This window comes from Streptomyces sp. 5-10 (genome assembly GCF_014712245.1).
Taxonomy (GTDB): Bacteria; Actinomycetota; Actinomycetes; order Streptomycetales; family Streptomycetaceae; genus Streptomyces; species Streptomyces violaceusniger.
Window position 1 is genome coordinate 1 of the sequence record NZ_JACVYG010000004.1, and the last position, 20,920, is coordinate 20,920.

Below are 20,920 nucleotides of genomic sequence, written 5' to 3' on the forward strand. Positions count from 1 at the left end.
ACCGGCACCTCCACCCCCAACACCACCCGCACCCGACTGACCAACCGCACCGCCAACAGCGAATGCCCACCCAAAGCGAAGAAATCATCCTCCACCCCAAGCCGCGGCACCCCCAGCACCTGCGCGAAGACCCCACACACCATCTCCTCACGCACCGAGGCCGGTCCCCGCGCCGCATCCGCCCTCACCGTGGCGGTGTAGTCGGGTGCGGGCAACGCCGCCCGGTCCAGCTTCCCGTTCACCGTCAACGGCAATCCGTCCAGCACCACCACAGCCGACGGCACCATGTAGTCCGGCAACCGCTCCCTCGCCCATTCCCGCAGCTCCGACACCAGGCCACCGGACCCCACACCCTCAACCGGCACCACATAGGCGACCAGCCGCCGGTCACCCGGCTCATCCTCCCGGACGACGACTCCCACCTGGGCCACCCGCTCATGCGCCGCGAGCACCGTCTCCACCTCGCCCGGCTCGATCCGGAACCCACGGATCTTGACCTGGTCGTCCGCACGGCCGACGAACTCCAGCACCCCGTCCGCCGTCCACCGCACCACATCCCCGGTCCGGTACATCCGCTCACCCGCCACCACCGCGAACGGACACGCCACAAACCGCTCACCCGTCACACCACCACGCCCAAGGTAGCCACGAGCCAGCCCCGCACCGGCCACATACAGCTCCCCCACCACTCCCGGCGGCACCGGCTGCAAACTCCCATCCAGCACGAACACCCGCGTGTTGTCCAACGGACGCCCCACCGGTGAGCCCGGGAGTTCCTCACCGGCCATGGCCGCGTCGAGTTCGAGAGAGGTGACGTGGACGGTGGTTTCGGTGATGCCGTACATGTTCACCAGCACCGGCGTGTCGCCTCGGTGACGGGCGTACCACTCGACCAACCGCCCGGGGTCCAACGCCTCACCGCCGAAGACCACCGTCCGCAGCGCCAGCCCGGCACCCGCCGGGGTGTGCTGCGCCTCTGCCCACAGAAGCTGGTAGAACGCCGACGGGGTCTGGGAGAGGACCGTCACCCCTTCCCGCTCCAGCAGGCGCAAGAACTCCTGGGGGGCGCGGGACGTCTCGAAGGGAACCACCACCAGACGCCCACCCAGCAGAAGCGCTCCCCACAGCTCCCACACCGAGAAGTCGAACGCATGGGAGTGGAACCAGGTCCACACATCCCCGTCGCCGAAACCGAACCGGTCCCGCGCCGCCTGAAGCAGCCGCGCCACGTTCACGTGTGGGACCACGACGCCCTTGGGGGTGCCGGTGGAGCCGGAGGTGTAGATCACATACGCCGGGTGGTCGGGCAGGAGCGGGCGCNCACATACGCCGGGTGGTCGGGCAGGAGCGGGCGCACCCGGTCGGCGTCGGTGAGGGGATGTGGGTTCTGGGCGGAGACCGTTGCCCGGACGTCCGGTTCGTCAAGACTGATCCACCCGGTCCGGTCCAGCGGCGACGGGCCGGAGCGCTCCCGCAGGTGGCCGACGACAGTGGCAGTGGTCAGCACGGCAGCCGGCGCGGCGTCGGCCAGCATGGTCGTGATGCGGGCCGCCGGATAATCCGGATCGATGGGCACGTACGCGCCACCTGCTGTGAGAATGGCCAGGCAGGTGGCCACCAGTTCGGCGGAGCGGTCCATCACCACCGCCACCAGCGACTCCGGCCCCACGCCCAGACCGATCAGGTGCCGGGCGAGCCGGTTGGAGCGTGCGTCCAACTCCGCGTAGGACCACTGGCTGTCCTCACATGTCACCGCCACCGCGTCCGGGGTGTGGGCCGCCTGGGTGGCGAACAGGTCGGGCAGAGTGGTCTGCGGCACCGGGCGGGTGGTGTCGTTCCAGTGGCGCAGGATCGCCCGCCGCTCGTCCGGGCCGAGGATGTCGATAGCCCGCACGGGCAGGCCGGGGGCGGCGGTGGCCGCTTCCAGCACCCGTGTCAAGCGCCGGCTGATGGCTTCGGCCGTGGCGGTGTTGAACAGGTCGGTGGCGAAGATGATCCCGCCGTCCAGACCGGCCGGACGGCCCCGCTCATCGAAACGTTCGTGGACCTGGATGTCGAGGTCGAACTTGGCCGCCACCACGCTGCTGCCCGAAGGCTGTACCCGCAACCCGGGCAGGTCCACTACCGCCTCGGGAGTGTTCTGGACCGCCAGTGCGACCTGGAACAGGGGATGCCGGGCCAGCGACCGCACCGGGGCCAGCTCCTCCACCAGCCGCTCGAACGGTACGTCCTGGTGTTCCAGCGCCCCCAGGCCCGCCTCCCGCACCCGGTCCAGCACCGTCACGAAATCCGGGTCCCCGGACAGGTCGGTACGGATGACCAGGGTGTTGACGAAGAACCCGACCAGGCCCTCCAGCGCCTCGTCCACACGTCCGGCCACCGGGCTGCCGATGGGGATGTCGGTGCCCGCGCCCAGCCTCGACAGCAGCACGGCCAGCGCGGCCTGCCAGACCATGAACATCGTCACGCCCTGGCCCGCCGCCAGCCGTGCCAGCTGGGTGTGCAGGTCGGCCTCCACTCGCAGGGGTACCCAGCCGCCCTGGTGGCCGGCCACGGGCGGGCGTGGCCGGTCCGTGGGCAGGACCAGTTCCTGGGGGACACCGGTGAGCGCCTGCTGCCAGTAGGTGACCTGCTCGGCGAGCAGGCTGTGCTCGTCTTCCGCGCTGCCCAGCAGTTCCCGCTGCCAGAGGGTGTAGTCGGCGTACTGCAGGGGCAACGCCTCCCACTCGGGCGCACGCCCGGCACACCGCGCCGCGTACGCCACCGACAGATCCCGCCACAACGGGCCCATCGACCACCCGTCCCCCGCGATGTGGTGCACCACTATGAGCAGAGCCCACCGGCCGACAGCACGGTCATCGCGCGTGCCCGCCACGTCCGTGGTACCGGCTGGATCGATGACGCCGACCGTCTCGGTGGGATCGACCGGAGCGAAGAGGCAGGCTCGTACGGGCAGCTCGGCGGTCAGGTCGAAGGGGTACGTGGCGGCCTGGGCGATGGCTTCGTCAAGGTCGTTCTGGTCCACTTGGATGACCGGCAGGGCCACGTCCGTCCCGGCCGGTTCGATGATCTCCTGGTACGGCTCGCCATCGCGGTGCGGGAATCGTGTGCGCAGGCTTTCGTGGCGGCCCACCACATCCGTCAGCGCGGCCCGCAGCGCCGCCGTATCCAGTTCACCGGTCAAGCGCAGCACCAGCGGAACGTTATAGGTAGCGCTCGCGCCCTCCAGGCGGCTGAGAAACCACAGCCGGCGCTGGGCGAAGGACAGGGGAATCTCCGAAGGGCGAGGCACAGCGGTGGCCGCCGGTCGCACCCGTACCCCACCAGCGCGCTCCAGCCGCTGCGCCAGCCCCGCGGGCGTCGAGCTTTCGAACACCGCCCGGACCGGGATCTCCGCCCCCAGCGCCGCCCGGATCCGGCTGACCAGCCGCACCGCCAGCAGCGAATGCCCGCCCAGCGCGAAGAAGTCGTCCTCCGCGCCGACCCGGGCCACCTCCAGCACCTGCGCGAAGATCCCGCAAAGGATCTCCTCGCGGACCGAGATCGGACCGCGCCCGCCCTCCGCGCCCGCGGCCGCGCGAAGGTCGGGGGCCGGGAGAGCCGCACGGTCCAGCTTTCCGTTCACCGTCAACGGCAGCCCGTCCACCACCACGACGGCCGACGGCACCATGGAGTCCGGCAGCCGCTCGCCCGCCCATGCCCGCACCACCGTGGCCAGGTCACGCTTCCCGGCATCGGGCACTGGAACGATATAGGCGACCAGCCGCTTGTCACCGGGGACATCCTCCCGGGCCAGGACCACGGCCTGGGCCACCCGTTCATGCGCGGACAGCACCGCTTCGACCTCACCCGGCTCGACGCGGAACCCACGGATCTTGACCTGGTCGTCCGTACGCCCCACGAACTCCAGGACCCCATCGGCCGTCCAGCGCACCACATCCCCGGTCCGGTACATCCGCTCACCGGGCGCCAACCTCCACGGACATGCCACGAACCGCTCCGCGGTCAGCCCCGCACCACCGAGATAGCCGCGCGCCAGCCCCGCACCTGCCACATACAACTCCCCCGCCGTCCCCGGCGGCACCGGCTCCAGCCGGTCGTCCAGCACGAACAGCCGCGTGTTGTCCAACGGATACCCGATGGGCACGACCTCACCGATCTGTCCTGCGTCCCGGAAGGGGATCTGAGTGGCGCACAGGGTCATCTCGGTCGGACCATAGGTGTTGCGAACCGTTATCCCGGGGACGGCCCGGAGCACCTGACGCACCGCGGCCGCCGGCACCACGTCCCCACCGGTACTGACCTCCACCAGACCCGTGAAGGCGGCGGCATCCTCCTCGGCGATCACGCGGAACAATCCCGCCGTCAGATGTACATGAGTCAGTTGGCAATGGGCCACCAGCGATCGCAGCAACGCCGCATCCAGCCGACCCGGCGGAGCGACCGCGACATACCCGCCCGTCAGCAACGGCACCCACACCTCATACACCGAAGCGTCGAACCAGTGCGGCGCCTGCATCAGCGCCCGCACCGGCTCCATCGCCCTCCAGCATCGATCACCCACCAGTCCGGCCACGTCCCGCTGGCTGACCACCACCCCCTTGGGCACTCCCGTCGACCCCGACGTGAACATCACATACGCCGAGTGGTCGGCACACAGCGGCCTGACCCTGTCGGCATCGTTCAGCGGGGCGGCATCGGCTCCTGCGAGAGCGGTTTCGGTGTCCGGATCGTCCAGCACCAGAAGGTCGGTGTCGTCGCCGGGGAGCCTGGTGTCGCTGGTCGTGATCAGGAGCGTGGGTTGTGCGGTGTGGAGAATGTGGCCGATGCGGGCAGCGGGCTGGTCGGGGTTGAGGGGAACATACGCCCCGCCTGCTTTGAGGACGGCCAGAAGGGTGGCCACCAGTTCCGCCGAGCGGTCCATCACCACCGCCACCAGCGACTCCGGCCCCACGCCATGGGAGATGAGCACCCGCGCGAGCCGGTTGGAGCGGGCGTCCAGCTCCGCATAGGACCACCGGCTCCCCTCACACACCACCGCCACCGCGTCCGGAGTACGTGCCGCGTGGGCGGCGAACAGCTCCGGCAGCGTCACCTCCGGCGCCGGACGCGCGGTGTCGTTCCACTCGTACAGGACCATCCGCCGCTCTTCGGCACCGAGTATGTCGATCTGCCGCACGGGCCGGTCTGGGTGGCTGGTGACGGCTCGCACCACGCGTATCAGACGCTGGGTGAGACGTTCGACGGTGCCGGTGTCGAACAGGTCAGTGGCGAAGATGACTTCGCCGTCCAGACCAGCCGGACGGCCGTGGTCGTCGAAGCGTTCACGGATGGTGATGTCAAGGTCGAAGCGGGCCGCCATCAGCCCGCTGCGCATCGGCGCCGCCTGGAGTCCGGGCAGTTCGACCGTGGCCTCGGGGGTGTTCTGGACCGCCAGCATCACCTGGAACAGCGGATGCCGGGCCAGCGACCGCACCGGGGCCAGCTCCTCCACCAGATGCTCGAACGGCACATCCTGGTGGTCCAACGCCCCCAGACCCGCCTCCCGCACCCGACCCAGCACCGTCACGAAATCCGGATCCCCCGACACATCGGTACGGATCACCAACGTGTTCACGAAGAACCCAACCAGACCCTCCAACGCCTCATCGGTACGCCCGGCCACCGGGAAACCAATGGACACATCATCGCCCGCACCCAGACGGGACAACAGCACCGCCAACGCGGCCTGCCACACCATGAACATCGTCACACCCCGCCCGGCCGTCAACTCCACCAGCCGGGCATGCACAGCCGCATCCACCCGCAACGGCACCGAACCACCCCGATGCGAAGCCACGGCCGGACGAGGCCGGTCGGCCGGCAACACCAACTCCTGCGGAGCCCCGGCCAGCACCCGCCGCCAGTAAGCCACCTGCCCCGCCAGCACACTCTCCTCATCCTCCACCTCCCCCAGCAACTCCCGCTGCCAGAGCGTGTAGTCCGCGTACTGCACCGGCAACGCCTCCCACCCCGGCGCCCGCCCCTCACACCGCGCCGCNNCGGTACCGGTGTCAGCGGGGGACAGGGCGAACAACGCCGCCCGCACCGGCAGTTCGGCGGTCAGGTCGAACGCGTACCCGGCCTCCCGGGCGACGGCCCGGTCGAGGTCGGCGGCGGACACCCCGGTGACCGTGAGCTCCACCCGCGCCCGATCCGCGTCCACGATGTCCTGACAGGGCAGGCCGTCGTGTTCGGGGAAGACCGTGCGCAATGCCTCGTGCCGGGTCACGACGTCGGTGAGGGCGGCGTCCAGCGCCTGCTGGTCCACCTCGCCCCGCATCCGCAGGGCCAACACGATGTTGTAGGTGGCGCTGGGGCCTTCCAGCCGGCTGAGGAACCACAGTCGCCGCTGTGCGTACGACAGCGGGATGGGATACGGGCGCTCCTGGCGCGGCCGTACGGGCGGTCGGACACCGCCGGAGACATCGAGCCGTTCCGCCAGGGTGGCCGGTGTCGACGCGTCGAACAGGTCCCTGACCGTCAGCTCCGTACCCAGCAGCGCCCGGACGCGGCTGATCAGCCGCGTCGCCAGCAGGGAGTGCCCGCCCAGGTCGAAGAAGTTGTCATCCATCCCGACCCGCGTCAGGCCCAGCACCTCCGCGAACGCCCCGCACAGGATCTCCTCCGTTGGCGAGGCGGGACGGCGTCCGCTTCCCGCGCCCAGATCCGGTGCCGGCAAGGCCCGCCGGTCCAGCTTGCCGTTGACCGTCAGGGGCAAGGAGTCCAGCACCACCACCGCTGAGGGCACCATGTACTCCGGCAGCCGCTCACCGGTCCACGTCCGCACCGCCCCCAACAGCTCACCGGCGAGCCGGGACACACTGGGGCTGTTGGTGTACGCGGCCGGCGGGCCGCCCTGATCCGCTCGGGAATGGTACAGATCCACCACCGGGCCGACCGTGTCCGCGGCGGGGAACACGACGATGTCCAAGGCGCCGTCGCTTCGGTCCGCGCTCCAGGTCACCACCACTTCACAGCCATGGCGAGCGCCTGACTCGTGGAACGTCTCCGGGTCCGGTGCGGTCCGCTCGGCCCGACCGTCCTGGGAGGGGACCGCGTCCACGGAGGGGACCGCGTCCGCGACCGCTGCGATGTCCCCGGCCAGCCGTGCGTTGGGCACACCCGTCACCCGGAAGGGCCCCTGGACCTGGCAGCCCGACAGCTCCCGTTCGAAGTCCCGCAGATCGCCGACCTCCCGGCCCCACCGCAGCCGCCGCGTCGCGGCCGCCGACCGCACCGTCTCCGCCTGCTTGTACAGCACCGCGTCATACCGGTACCGGGTGAGCTCGGTGACCGACCGCCCCCGCTTGATACGCACATCGGCCCCGGACAGACCCGGAACACGCCCGGCCAGCGCGCTGAAGAAGCCCGGATCGATCAAAAGCTCCTTCTCCAGCAGGACACTCCGCTCGACCGCCTGGCGCAGGGCTTCGGCGGACCGCGGGCCGGTGGTCCGGCCCGCCTCGACCGCCGATCGGAACAGCCGCAGCAACCGCAGGTTCCGCACATCTCCGACGAAGATCGCCCCACCCGGGCGCACCAGCGGCAACAGCCCCTCCAGAACCCCGGCCAGATACTCGGCGTCGGGGAAGTACTGGACCACGGAATTGATCACGACCGTGTCGAAGTACTCTTCCGGCAGCCCGTCCACCACATCCGCGGCCTGATGCCTCAGCACCACCCGCCCGGCCAACGCCGGATCCGCGTCCACCTGGTGGCGCAGCGCCCCCACCACCGCGGCGGAGAGGTCCGTTCCCCAGTATTCCTCACAGGACGGAGCCAGTTCGGCCAGCAACAGGCCCGTCCCCACACCGACTTCGAGCACTCGCCGGGGACGCAGCGAGCGCACCCGGTCCACCGTCGCATCACGCCACTCCACCATCTCCGCGACAGGAATGGGACGGGAGTCGTAGCTGCTGTTCCAGCCGGAGAAGTCCGAGCCCAGCTCGGCCGCGCCCGCACCGGCGTACAAGGAATCGTAAACACCCCGCCATTCCCGCACCTGTTCCGCGGCGACCTCCCGATCCCCGGCCCCCCGCTCCCGCTCCGGCACCACGTACCCCACCAGTCGCTGATCGCCCGGACGGTCCTCGCGCACCACCACCGCCGCCTGCGCCACTCCCGGATGCTCCCGCAACACCGCCTCGATCTCACCCGGCTCGATCCGGAAACCCCGCACCTTCACCTGGTCATCGGCACGGCCCACGAACTCCAGCGTCCCGCCGGGCGTCCAGCGCACCACGTCCCCGGTCCGGTACATCCGCTCACCCGGCACGGTGGCGAACGGGCAGGCCACGAACCGTTCACCCGTCAACCCCGCCTGACCCAGATACCCCCGGGCCAGACCGGCGCCGGCNGGTGGCGAACGGGCAGGCCACGAACCGTTCACCCGTCAACCCCGCCTGACCCAGATACCCCCGGGCCAGACCGGCGCCGGCCACATACAGCTCGCCCGCCACCCACGGCGGTACCGGCACCAGCCGCTCGTCCAGTACGAACACCCGCGTGTTGTCCAACGGACGCCCCACCGTCGAGGCCAGGGATCCCTCACCCGCCACGGCCGCGTCGAGCTGGTGCGCGGTGACGTGCACGGTGGTCTCGGTGATGCCGTACATGTTCACCAGCGCCGGCGCGTCATCACGGTGCCGGGCGTACCAGTCCCGCAACCGCACCGGGTCCAGGGCCTCGCCGCCGAAGACCACCAGCCGGAGCGCGAGCCCGGCACCGGCCGGTGTCTGCCGCGCTTCGGCCTGGAGAAGCTGGTAGAACGCCGAGGGAGTCTGGGAGAGGATCGTCACCCGCTCCCGCACCAGCAGGTGCCGGAACTCCAGCGGGGAGCGGGACGTGTCGAAGGGGACCACAACGAGCCGCCCACCGCTCAGCAGCGCCCCGTACAGCTCCCACACCGAGAAGTCGAACGCGTAGGAGTGGAACCAGGTCCACACGTCGCCGTCGTCGAAGCCGAACCGCTCCCGCGCCGCCTCAAGCAGCCGCGTCACATTCGCGTGCGGGACGACAACGCCCTTGGGGGCGCCGGTGGAGCCGGAGGTGTAGATGACATACGCGGGATGCTCGGCGCGCAGCGGCCACATCCGCTCCGCATCGGTCAGCGCCGACGCCGGCTGCTGGGCCAGCCGTTCGGCCACCGTCGGGTCATCGATCACCAGCCGGGGCACACCCGTGGTATCGGGCAGACGATGCCGCAGATCATGGGAGGTGATCAGCAGTGCGGGCTGTGCGGTATCGAAGATGTGGCGCGTGCGGGCAGCAGGCTGACCGGGGTCGATGGGTACATACGCCCCGCCTGCCTTCAGCACCGCCAGCAGCACCGCCACCAGCTCCACCGAGCGGTCCATCACCACCGCCACCCGGACCTCCGGGCCCACCCCCAGGCCGGTGAGGTGGCGCGCCAGCCGGTTGGCGCGGGCATCCAGCTCCGCGTAGCTCCACCGGGCATCCGCGGCCACCACCGCGATCGCCTCCGGTGTCCGGGCCGCCTGTGCCTCGAACAGCCGCGGCAGCGTCGCCGGCGCGATGGCCCTCGCGGTGTCGTTCCACGACGCCAGCACCTGCTGTCGCTCCCGCGGGGTGAGCACCTCCAGCCGCCCGATCGGCCGGCCGGGATCGGCTGCCACGGACGTGAGCAGCCGGACGAACCGCGCCATCAGCGACCGGACCGTCGCCTCGTCGAACAGATCCAGCGCGTACTCGATGTACCCGGTGATGCCGCCCGGCAGCGCGGTGGCCGGGTCCTTCCGCTCCCACAGGCTCAGGAACAGGTCGAACTTCGCCGTCCTGGTCTCCGGAAACGCCTCGGTGGCCTCGATACCGGGGAAGGCGAAGGTGCCGGAGGGCGCGTTCTGCAGGGCGAGGATGACCTGGAAGAGGGGGTGGTGGGCGAGCGAGCGCGCCGGGTTGAGTTTCTCGACGAGATGCTCGAACGGCAGATCCTGGTGGGCCCAGGCCGCCAGGTCGGTATCGCGGACCCGTTCGAGGAGTTCGAGGAAGGTGGGGTCGCCCGACGTGTCGGTCCGCAGCACCAGGGTATTGACGAAGAAGCCGACCAGGTCGTCCAGGGCCTCGTCGGTACGCCCGGCGATCGGACTGCCGACGGGAATGTCCTCGCCCGCGCCCATCCGCGTCAGCAAGGTGGCGAACGCGGCCTGAAGGACCATGAACAAGCTGGTCTGTGTGGAGCGCGCCAACGCCAGCAGATCCTCGTGCAGTTGGGCGTCGAGCGTCACTTCGACCGTCGCCCCGCGGTAGCTGGCCACCGCCGGCCGGGGCCGGTCCGCCGGCAGCACCAGCTGCTCAGGAGCACCCTCCAAAGACCGCCGCCAGAACTCCAGCTGCCGACTGTAGAGACTGTCGGAGCGTGACGCCTCGCCCAGCAGATCCCGCTGCCACATCGTGTAGTCGATGTACTGCACCGGCAGCGGCGTCCAGGCCGGGGCGCCGCCCTCCAGGCGGGCCGCGTAGGCCGCGGACAGGTCCCGGGCCAGCGGCGCCGTGGACCAGCCGTCCCCGGCCACATGGTGCAGCAGCAACAGCAGCACCGCCTCCCGCGCACCGGCCACGAACAACGTCACCCGCAGTGGGACATCGACCGACAGGTCAAACGGATAGCGGGCGGCCTCACCGACCAGTTCCCGCAGATCCGCCTCCTGCCCGGCCTCGACCACATGCAGCACCGACGCCACCGCCCCGGCCGGCTGAACCTGTTGGTGAGGAACCCCGTCACGCTCCGGGAAGACCGTCCGCAGGGCCTCGTGCCGGGCCATGACATCCGTCAGGGCCGCGTCCAGCGCCCGCTGGTCCACCTCGCCCCGCAGCCGCAACGCCAGCGGAATGTTGTAGGTGGGGCTGGGGCCTTCCAGCCGACTGAGGAACCACAGCCGCCGCTGTGCGTACGACAGCGGAACCGGCTGTGGCCGCTCCTGCCACGGCCGCAGGGCCGGCCGGACACCGCCGGAGACGTCACACCGCTTCGCCAGCCCGGCCACCGTCGGCGCGTCGAACAAGTCCCGCACCGTCAACTCGGCGCCCAGCAGCGACCGGACCCGGCTGATCAGCCGCGTCGCCAGCAGCGAATGCCCACCCAGATGGAAGAAGTCGTCCTCCGCCCCGATCGTGGCCAGCCCCAGCACCTCCGCGAACGCCCCGCACAGGATCTCCTCCCGCGGCGAGGCGGGACCCCGTCCCGTACTTGCGTCCGCCGCGTAGGTGGGCGCCGGCAGTGCCCCGCGGTCCAGTTTGCCGTTGACCGTCAACGGCAACGCGTCCAGCGCCACCACCGCCGAGGGCACCATGTATTCCGGCAACCGCTCGGCCGCGTGTTCCCGTAGCCTCTGAGTCAGGTCACCGGCGTCCTGAGCGGGGACCACGTAAGCGACCAGCCGCTTGTCGCCGGGAGCGTCCTCGCGGACGACGACGGTGGCCTGGGCGACGTTCTCATGTGCGGCCAGGACGGCTTCGATCTCGCCCGGCTCGATGCGGAACCCGCGGATCTTCACCTGCTCGTCCGCGCGGCCGAGGAATTCCACTACGCCGTCGGCCGTCCAGCGCACCACGTCTCCGGTGCGGTACATCCGCTCACCCGGTGTGGTCGCGAACGGGCAGGCCACGAAGCGTTCACCCGTCAGCCCCGGCTGACCGTGGTAGCCGCGGGCCAGCTGGACACCGGCGAGGTACAGCTCACCGGGGACGCCGGGAGGAACGGGGCGCAGGGACTCGTCCAGGACGAACACGCGCGTGTTCCATACCGGGCGTCCGATCGGGACCGTGCCGTCAAGCCCGGCGGGGCAGGGCTGGAACGTCACATCGACCGTGGCTTCCGTCGGCCCGTACAGGTTGTGCAGCGGCGTGTCCAGCTGCTGGTGTGCCCGCGTGGCCAGTGCGGCCGGCAGCGCCTCGCCACTGCAGATCACCCGCCGCAGGCTGGTGCACTGCGTGGTGGTACGGGCCTGGAGGAACGCCGACAGCATCGACGGCACGAAGTGCACGGTGGTGATCTGCTGCCGGTCGATGAGCTCGGCGAGGTAGTCGGGGTCGCGGTGGCCGCCGGGGCGGGCGATGACCAGCCTGGCGCCCTGCAGCAGTGGCCAGAACAGCTCCCATACAGATACGTCGAAGCCGAAGGGGGTCTTGTGCAGCACTCGGTCGCTCTGATCCAGCCGGTATTCCCGCTGCATCCAGGCCAGCCGGTTGACCACGCCGCGGTGCGCGACCGCGACTCCCTTGGGCACGCCCGTCGACCCCGAGGTGAACATCACGTACGCGGGATGGTCCGGCAGAAGCGGCGCGACCCGGTCGGTGTCGCTCAGCGGCGCGGTATCGCACCCGGCCACCTCGGGAGCGTCGACCACCAGCCGCGCCACGTCCACGTCGTCGGGCAGGCGGTGCCGCAGCTTCCCGGTAGTGATCAGAAGGGCGGGCCGGGCGGTCGCGAGGATGTGTCGGACGCGCGCCGCGGGCTGATCGGGGTCGACGGGCACGTACGCCCCGCCTGCCTTGAGTACCGCCAGCAGCACCGCCACCATTTCCACCGAGCGGTCCATCGCCACCGCCACCAGTGACTCCGGTCCTACACCCTTTTCGATCAGGACCCTGGCCAGCCGGTCGGAGCGGGCAGCCAGCTCCCCGAAGGTCCACCGGACGTCCTCGCCCACCACCGCCACCGCGTCCGGTGTACGCGCCACCTGGGCGGCGAACAGCTCCGGCAGCGTGGCCGCAGGCACCGGGTGCGCGGTGTCGTTCCACTCCACCAGCGTGCGGTGGCGCTCGTCCTCGTCCAGCAGCGGGATCCGGCTGACCGGCGTGTCCGGGGCGGCCGCGGCGAACCGGCTGAGGAACCGCGTGAAGCGTACGGCGTGCCCGGCGATCTCATCGGCCCGGTACAGGGCGGGGTTGGCGTCCACGTCCAGGCGCAGCCCCGCGCCCGCGGCCTGGATCAGGAAGTGCACATCGTCGACCACGTTGACGTCGTGGCGGACGGTGGCCCGATGTCCGGCGAAGGCGATGTCCTGGGTATAGGAGATGATATTGATCTGAGGGCCGAACAGCCGCCGGTCCTGGTTGACGATTCCCAGGTCACGCACCATCTGCTCATGCGGGTACCTCTGGTGGCGCAGGGCCAGCCGTACCCGGTCGGCCGTGTGGCGGACGAACGCGGCCTGGCCCATGCCGGGATCGACCGTCAGCCGCAGCGGCAGGATGTTGGACACCGTTCCCGGGATCGACCGGGTCTCCGGTGTGGTGCGGTTGGCCACCGGCAGGCCGAGCACGATCTCGCGGGAGCCCGTCATGCGGTACAGATACTGAGCCGTCGCGGCGATCGCGAAGGCCGACCAACGGACGCCGACGCGTTCCGCGGTCGCTCGCAGCCGGGTCGCGTCCTCGGCCGGAAGGTCCACGGTGAGCCGCACGTTGGTGGGGGAGGCGGATGCGGTGCGGCTGGTGAGGCTGACCGGTTCGGGGAGGCCGGCGAGTTCCTCCTGCCAGAACTCCCGGTCCCGTGCGTACGCCTCGGAGGCGCGGTACGCCTGGTCGGCGTCCACGAGGCGGTGGAACGCGGGCAGCGGGGTGCCGGTGCCGGGCTCGCCGTCGACCAGCGCGGTGTAGATCTCGGCCAGTCGGCCCGCGGTCAGCTGGTTCGCGTAGGCGTCGTGCAGGCAGTGGTGGAAGGCCTCCGCCCAGTAGAAGTGGTCGGTGGCGGCGCGGAACAACGCCGTGGCATGGTTCGGACCGTGTTCCAGATCCACCGGACGGGCAAGGTCGTCCCGGATCCAGGCCCGCATCGCGGCGTACGGGTCCCGCTCATGGCTGATGTCCACCACCCGGAGGGGTGCGGCCGGGCCGAAGCGCTGGCGAATGCCGTCGGGCGTCTCGACGAAGCGGAGCCTGGCCGCCCCGTCCTCCGCGAGCAGTTGCCGCACGGCCTGGTCGAAGAGGTCCACATCCACCGGTCCGTGGATCTCCACAAAGGAAACGGCCCAGTGGGCCGTCTCGTCCCGGGCCAGGCGCTGAGCGAACCACATGCCTTCCTGAGCAGCCGTCAAACGCAGCAGCGCACCGCCGGGACCCTCCACGCCAATCACCTCACGTACTCGGACGATGGCTCCGCCATCGACAGCCGACCACACTCCGACGGGCCATACTCGAAGGTTCATCCAGGCGCGGCATCGGCGATCGCCGCTGTTACGGTCATGATCGACCGGTGGCTCGGCGACCGGTGGCGGAGCGAGGCGGGAAGCCGGCCGGGGACACCAGCACCATCCACGTCCTCGCTCACCTGCTCCCGAATCCGGTGAGGACATCCGCCGGGCGGAGCGCCCGCGTGGCGCCTCCCGTGTAACAGCGGTCAACACGGATGCCCCTCGCACGGGGGCCTCCGAACATGACACGCGGAGAGAAACGCGTACTGAGCGCGGGGAACGACACCGTAGCGTTCCCGGCGGGCGAGCGCGGAACACCTCACACCGAGAAACCCCCCTCACTGTGCGGAGCGACGCATGAACAGGACCGATCACGCGGAAGCCGCAGCCGATCTGGCCGCGATCGCGGCTCTCCTTGAAATCTCCGAGGAGCTTGGCCTCTCCGCCCTGCTGGACCGCGCGGCGCCCTTCACGCTCGACGACGTGGCGCAGGCCGCCGACGTGGCCGATGCGGGCGCCACCGGCATACTCGAAGCACTGCTGAGCGCGGGCCTGGTGCAACCGGGCGAGGACGCGCGGCATTTCGTGCCGTGTTCCGACCTGGCCGACCGCAGGTACGAGGCGGGGTATCTCTCCTGGGCGCTCAGCGCGAACCGCCCGTACATCGACCACGCGGCGGAGTTCCTCCGCGATCCCGGCGCCGCGGGTGCCCTGTACCAGCGGGACGGCCGCCGGGTGGCGCTCTCCTCCCGCTGGGTCGGATCGTTCGGCTTCTACCCCGGTGTCGTCTCGGAGATCACCGGCCGGAAACCGGAGCGGATCGTCGATCTCGGCGCGGGGGCCGGCGGACTCCTGATCCATCTGCTGGCCACCCTGCCCGGCAGCACCGGCCTGGCCCTGGACCTGAATCCGGCGGCATGTCAGGAGGCCGAGCGGGCGGCGCGGCGGGCGGAGGTGGCCGAGCGCCTCCAGGTCGTGAACCGCTCCATCGAGTCCCTCGTCGACGACCCCTCACCCCTGCGGGGAGCCGATGTGGTGCACGCGGGATTCGTGCTGCACGACGTCGTGAGCCGGCCCGATGTGCTCGACGGCGTCCTGCGGGCCTGCCGCACCTCGATCGCCGACGGCGGATGTCTCATCGTGACGGACGCGGTGCCCTACGCCGCGGGCGACCGGGAGCGGGCCTTCAGCGCACTCTTCACGTATCTGCACTCCAGCTCGATGGGCGTCCGGTTGCCGGACGAGGAGGAGTGGCAATCGGCGTTCCGGCGCGCCGGATACTCCGAGGTGAGCGCGACTCCGCTGCCGATGCCGGGCAGTCGCGTGTTCGTGGCGGCGAAGTAGGCGTTCCCGGCGTCGGCGTCGGTGCCGTGGCCCGTGACGACGTGGCGCGACATCCCCTTCCCGCACCCGGCGCGCGTCTGGGCGTGGCCGGTGGGCGGACTGTTCGGACAGGAGTGGCATTCAGCGTGAAGATCTCGGCGGAAGACATCGTCAACCGGGCGAAGGCCCTTTACGAGGCGCGGGCGGCGCGAGACCCCATCGCGCCGTTCACCGACGCGGACCCCACGCTGGGCATGGAAGACGGCTACGCCATCCAGCGGGAGCTGGTCGCGATGCTCGCCGCGGACGGCGACAGGGTGGTGGGGTACAAGGCGGGTCTCACATCCGCGCCCATGCAGAACATGTTCGGCGTCGACACACCGGACTACGGCCCGGTGCTGGCCTCGACGGTGCACCCCTGCGGGGCGTCCGTTTCGCGCGATGACTTCATCTCGCCCAAGGTGGAGGCCGAGATCGTCTTCCGGCTCGGGGCGCCTCTCAAGGGGCCGGGAGTCACGGTGCGGGAGGCGCGAGGGGCCATCGCCGAGGTCATGGCCGGCCTGGAGATCGTCGACTCCCGGATCGAGCACTGGCGCATCCGGCTCGCCGATACCATCGCCGATCTCGCGTCGAACGGTGCCGTCGTCCTGGCACCTCCCGTCACCCCCGCCGCGGACTGCGACTTCCGTCTGATCGGCATGGCGTTCTCCCACAACGGTGAGTGCGTGGCGACCGGAGCGGGGGCCGCCGCCCTGGGGGACCCGGTGGCGGTGGTGGCTTGGCTGGCCAATGTGCTCGGCGAACACGGTGTGACGCTCGGGGCGGGACAGCTGGTCATGACGGGTGCGCTGCACGCGGCGGTATCGATGGATTCCGGGGACACGTTCGTCGCCGAGTTCGACCGGTTGGGCGCCGTCACGATGCGTGTCGACGGCACGCGGGTCGCGGGCTGAGCTGTGCGAGGAAGGGGCGAAACACCCATGAAGCGAACAGGGCGGCTGTCCGTGGCGGTGCTCGGCGTCGGCCTCATCGGACTGGACTTGGCGACCAAGGTCATGCGGTCGCGTTCACTGTCCTGCGAGTTGGTCGCGGCACGTGACGAGCGCACATCGGGCCTGCGGCAGGCGGCTGCCCTCGGCCTGCCGACCGCCACGGACGGTATCCGGTCCCTCGTGGCCGCCCCGGAACCGTTCGACGTGGTCTTCGACGCCACCAACGCCGCGGCACACGCCGAACACGCGGAACTCCTGCGGCCCTCCGGGACGTTCCTCGTCGACCTGACGCCGAGCAAGGTCGGCCACATGGTGGTACCGAGCGTGAACGGGGCGGAAGCCCTGAAGCACGCGGACGTCAACATGGTCAGCTGTGGCGGCCAGGCGTCCGTGCCGATCCTCCACGCCATATCACGGCGGCACCGGATCGACGGCGCCGAGGTCGTGACCACTGCCGCCAGTCAGAGCGTGGGCCGGGCGACACGGCTGAACATCGACGAGTTCGTCGGGACCACCCAGGACGCGGTGCGGGACCTCACCGGGGTCGAAGACGTCAAGGCGATCCTCAACATCAGCCCGGCCACGCCCCCGGCCACCTTCCGGGTCACCGTGTCGGCGCACGGCGGGGATCTGACCGAGGAATCCGTGCGGGCGGCCGTGACGGCCGCGGCCGCGCGGGTGCGGTCGTTCGTCGGGGGATACCGGGTGACGGCGTGCGCGGTGGACCAAGGCCAGGCCTTCGTCGCCGTGGAGATCACCTCGTCCGGCGACCGCATCCCGAGGTACGCCGGCAACCTCGACATCATCAACGCTGCCGCCATCCGGATCGCCGAGCAGTATGCGGCGGACCGCCTCTCTCTCGCCGGTGCGGAGACCTCATGAGCCAGCCGACACACGCACAGGACCACGCTTCGACACCAGTTCTCGTCCACGACCCCTCCCTGCGCGACGGCCACCACGCGGTCCGCCACCAGCTGGGCCCTGACCAGCTGCGTGCCTACGCGGAGGCGGCGGACGCCGCCGGAGTCCCGGTGGTCGAGGTGGGCCACGGCAACGGCCTGGGCGCCTCGTCCTTGCAGGCCGGGAAGGCCCGGCTCAGCGACGACACCATGCTGTCGGTCGTCAGGGAGGCCCTGCGCACGAGCAGGATGGCCGTCTTCATGCTTCCCGGGTGGGGCACCACCGCGGACCTCAAAAGGGCCATCGCCCACCAGGTCGACGTGGTACGGATCGGAACGCACTGCACCGAGGCGAATCTCGCCGAGCGGCACCTGGGCTTTCTGCGGGAGGCGGGAGTCGAGGCGCAGGGCGTCCTCCTGATGAGCCACATGGCCGCCCCCGAGCGGCTGGCACGGGAGTGCGCCCGGCTGGTGGCCTACGGCGCGAGCGCGGTCGGGATCTTCGACTCCTCGGGCCACTACCTGCCGGGTGATGTCACCGAGCGCATCGGCGCCATCCGCGAAGCCGTCGACGTGCCGGTGCTGTTCCACGGTCACAACAACCTCGGTATGGCCGTCGCCAACTCCATCGCCGCGGTGCGGGCGGGCGCGGGCATCCTGGACGCCTGCGCCCGCGGCTTCGGGGCCGGGGCCGGAAACACCCAGCTGGAGGTCCTGGTCCCGGTGCTGGAGCGCTTGGGGTTCCGCACGGGCATCGACCTGTACGGACTCCTCGACGCCGCGGACATCGCCGAGCGTGAACTCATGCCGGCCCCGCCGACCATCGACTCCGTGGCCGTCGTCAGTGGTCTGGCCGGGGTGTTCTCCGGCTTCAAGAACCGGGTCCTCGACATCTCCGCGCGCCAGGGCGTCGATCCGCGCGACGTCTTCTTCGAGCTGGGCGAACGGCAGGCGGTGGCGGGCCAGGAGGATCTCATCGTGGATGTGGCCACCGCCCTGCGGGAGGCCCGCGGGGGCTGACCCCCGGCCGCGACGGCGTGCACACCGGCTGCCGCGGGCGTGGCCCCGCGGCGCCCCCTTCTCCCCTGGAGCGCGATGTCTCTGCCCCGACTCCGCACGGTCCTCGACGACCTGGCCGCCTACCAACCGTCCGAAGGCGTCTACGCGTCGGCGAGGCGCCTCCACCCGCGCCCCCGCCCGCTGTCGGCGAACGAATCGCCTCACGACCCGGTTCCAGGAGTCACCGAGGCGATCGCCGACGCCGGTGCGACCATCAACCGCTACCCCGATCCCGGATGCGGAGCGCTGACGCGCGCGCTCGCCCGGACCCATGAAATCGCCGAGGACCGGTTCGCGGTCGGCGCGGGCTCCGTGGCGCTCTTGCAGGCGCTGCTGCAGTCGGTCGGCGAGCCCGGCGCCGAAGTGGTATACGCATGGCCGTCGTTCGAGCTGTACCCCGCTCTGGCCGACCTCGCCGGTGTGGCGTCGGTACGCGTTCCCCTCGCCGACGACGCCCATGACCTCCCTGCGATGGCCGACCGGATCACCCCCCGGACACGGCTGGTCATCGTCTGCAACCCCAACAACCCGACCGGTACCGCGGTCGGCCGCGACGACCTCGCCGGGTTCCTCTCCCGCGTCCCGCCGACGTGCCTGGTGGCCCTCGACGAGGCGTACTACGAGTACGTCCGTGCCCCGGACGTCTCCACCGGACTCGACTTCTGCGCGGCCCATCCGAACCTGGTCGTCCTGCGGACCTTCTCCAAGGCCTACGGCCTCGCGGGCCTGCGGACCGGATACCTCATGGGCGACGCCCGTGTCGTGGGAAGGCTGCGCAAGGCGTGTCTGCCCTACGCGGTGAACACGGTCGCACAGCGGGCAGCGGTCGCGGCCCTCGAGCTGCGGGCGGAACTGCTGCGGCAGGTGGACGCCACGGTCGCCGAGCGCACCCGGGTCCACCGCGCCCTGGTGCACGGCGGCTGGGAGGTCCCCGCGAGCGAGGCCAATTTCCTCTGGCTCCGGCTGGGCGCGAACGCGGTCGCGTTCGGCCGGTGGTGCACCGACCACGGCATAGCGGTGCGGACGTTCCCGGACCAAGGCGTCCGGGTCTCGATCGGCTCCGCCGAGGACAACGACGGATTCCTCGCCGCCGCGGCCGAGTGGCGAACGCGAACGGCGGCGGACGCATGACCAAGGTCGCGGTACTCGCGGGAATCGGGGGCTTTCTGCCACCTCTGACCGTCACCAACGACGAGCTGGCCCGTCGGCTGGACACCTCGGACGACTGGATAAGAACACGTACGGGCATCACACAGCGCCACTTCGCCTCCCCGGGCACGACCACCTCGAGCCTGGCAGCGGAGGCGGCCGGCAAAGCGATGAAGTGCGCCGAGACGGACACCGTCGACGCGGTTCTGCTGGCGACGACGACACCCGACCGGCCCTGTCCGGCGACGGCACCCACGGTCGCGGCGAAGCTGGGTCTGGAGGGCGTGGCCGCATACGACATCTCGGCGGTGTGCTCCGGATTCCTCTACGGCCTGGCCACCGCCTCCGGCCTCATCGCCGGGGGCATCGCCGAGCGTGTCCTGGTCATCGGCGCGGACGTCTACTCCACCATCGTCGACCCGGCCGACCGGTCCAACGCGGTGATCTTCGGCGATGGAGCCGGGGCCGTGGTCGTGCGCGCCGGACACCCCGGCGAACCAGGCGCCATGGGCCCGTTCGACCTGGGCAGTGACGGCACCGGACGCGACCTCATCACGGTCCGGGCCGGAGGCGTGGAACAGCGGCTGTCCGGCCGTACGGCACAACCGTCCGACCGCTACTTCACCATGTCAGGCAAGCCAGTGTTCCGCAGCGCCGTACACCGTATGGCCGCCTCCGCGCGCGCCGTCCTCGACCAGGCCGGCCTGACGGCAGGCCACGTCGACCGGCTGGTCGGCCACCAGGCGAACCTGCGCATCCTCCGCAGCCTCGCGGAAAAGCTCGGCATTCCACCCGAGCGCGTCATCCGCAACATCGACAAGGTCGGGAACACGGCCGCGGCGTCGATCCCCCTCGCCCTGGACCACGGGCACTCCCACCGGCTTCTCACCCCCGGGGACGTGGTGCTGCTCACGGCCTTCGGCGGGGGACTGACGTGGGGATCCACGGTCCTCAGCTGGCCGGAACTCCCGCGTCTTCACGATTCCAGTGACACGACACAGAAGGACGGTCCCGCCATGTCCGCAACGCTCGAAGAGGTCGTCGGCATCCTCACCGATCGATTCACGGTGGAGAGGTCGAAGATGACGCCCGAGACCACGTTCGAGGACCTCGACTTCGACTCGCTCTTCCTCGTCGAGTTCCAGCTCGTCCTGGAGGAGCGGTTCAAGGTCCTCATCGAGGAGGACACCATCAGTCCCATGGACACCCTGTCCTCCGTGGCCGGACTCATCGACGCACGCCGGGCGCGCGGCGACCGCTGAACGGCCGAGGGAGACATCACCGCCGTGGGACCGTACACCAT

The 20,920-nt window shown here is 70.7% G+C and carries 7 protein-coding genes and 2 pseudogenes; 6 read left to right on the forward strand and 3 right to left on the reverse strand.

Going from position 1 to position 20,920, the window contains the following annotated elements; all coding sequences use genetic code 11:
- The 3 genes and pseudogenes from IEJ02_RS49775 to IEJ02_RS06290 form a co-directional block, all read right to left on the reverse strand.
- Window positions 1–1,358: pseudogene (locus IEJ02_RS49775) on the reverse strand (non-ribosomal peptide synthetase); the annotation flags it as partial.
- Window positions 1,286–7,924 (reverse strand): amino acid adenylation domain-containing protein, encoded by a 6,639-nt coding sequence (locus tag IEJ02_RS06285; protein WP_498067026.1) that lies wholly within the window; start codon window positions 7,922–7,924, stop codon window positions 1,286–1,288. The gene IEJ02_RS06285 and the pseudogene IEJ02_RS49775, both read right to left, overlap by 73 nt.
- A gap of 147 nt (window positions 7,925–8,071) precedes the next feature.
- A pseudogene (locus IEJ02_RS06290) lies at window positions 8,072–14,357 on the reverse strand (amino acid adenylation domain-containing protein); the annotation flags it as partial.
- 195 nt (window positions 14,358–14,552) lie between these two features.
- On the opposite strand from IEJ02_RS06290, the gene IEJ02_RS06295 reads away from it, so the two are divergent.
- The 6 genes from IEJ02_RS06295 (at window position 14,553) to IEJ02_RS06320 (ending at window position 20,879) form a co-directional block, all read left to right on the forward strand.
- A complete protein-coding gene (locus tag IEJ02_RS06295) occupies window positions 14,553–15,539 on the forward strand; it encodes a class I SAM-dependent methyltransferase (RefSeq protein WP_191063807.1) in 987 nt (328 codons plus the stop codon).
- Between the two features lie 125 nt (window positions 15,540–15,664).
- On the forward strand, window positions 15,665–16,471 hold the full coding sequence (locus IEJ02_RS06300) for a 2-keto-4-pentenoate hydratase (protein WP_317985735.1): 807 nt from the start codon (window positions 15,665–15,667) through the stop codon (window positions 16,469–16,471).
- Window positions 16,472–16,498: 27 nt separating this feature from the next.
- Complete coding sequence (locus tag IEJ02_RS06305) at window positions 16,499–17,392, forward strand: acetaldehyde dehydrogenase (acetylating) (protein ID WP_191063808.1); 894 nt, start codon at window positions 16,499–16,501, stop codon at window positions 17,390–17,392.
- Complete coding sequence (gene dmpG, locus IEJ02_RS06310) at window positions 17,389–18,429, forward strand: 4-hydroxy-2-oxovalerate aldolase (RefSeq protein WP_191063809.1); 1,041 nt, start codon at window positions 17,389–17,391, stop codon at window positions 18,427–18,429. The genes IEJ02_RS06305 and dmpG overlap by 4 nt, the downstream gene beginning before the upstream one ends.
- Window positions 18,430–18,504: 75 nt before the next feature.
- Window positions 18,505–19,599 carry a histidinol-phosphate transaminase gene (locus tag IEJ02_RS06315; RefSeq protein WP_191063810.1) on the forward strand — a complete coding sequence of 365 codons (1,095 nt, stop codon included), beginning with the start codon at window positions 18,505–18,507 and terminating at the stop codon, window positions 19,597–19,599.
- Window positions 19,596–20,879: a beta-ketoacyl-ACP synthase 3 gene (locus IEJ02_RS06320; RefSeq protein ID WP_191063811.1), complete on the forward strand. Its 1,284-nt coding sequence runs from the start codon at window positions 19,596–19,598 to the stop codon at window positions 20,877–20,879. Before IEJ02_RS06315 ends, IEJ02_RS06320 begins: the two co-directional genes overlap by 4 nt.
- The last annotated feature ends 41 nt before the right edge of the window (window positions 20,880–20,920 follow it).

Excerpts from the sequence above, each read along its gene's own strand:
- IEJ02_RS06315 (WP_191063810.1), top strand. The coding sequence starts at position 18,505 with ATGTCTCTGCCCCGACTCCGCACGGTCCTCGACGACCTGGCCGCCTAC.
- IEJ02_RS06295 (WP_191063807.1), top strand. The coding sequence starts at position 14,553 with ATGAACAGGACCGATCACGCGGAAGCCGCAGCCGATCTGGCCGCGATC.
- dmpG (WP_191063809.1), top strand. The coding sequence starts at position 17,389 with ATGAGCCAGCCGACACACGCACAGGACCACGCTTCGACACCAGTTCTC.
- IEJ02_RS06320 (WP_191063811.1), top strand. The coding sequence starts at position 19,596 with ATGACCAAGGTCGCGGTACTCGCGGGAATCGGGGGCTTTCTGCCACCT.
- IEJ02_RS06305 (WP_191063808.1), top strand. The coding sequence starts at position 16,499 with ATGAAGCGAACAGGGCGGCTGTCCGTGGCGGTGCTCGGCGTCGGCCTC.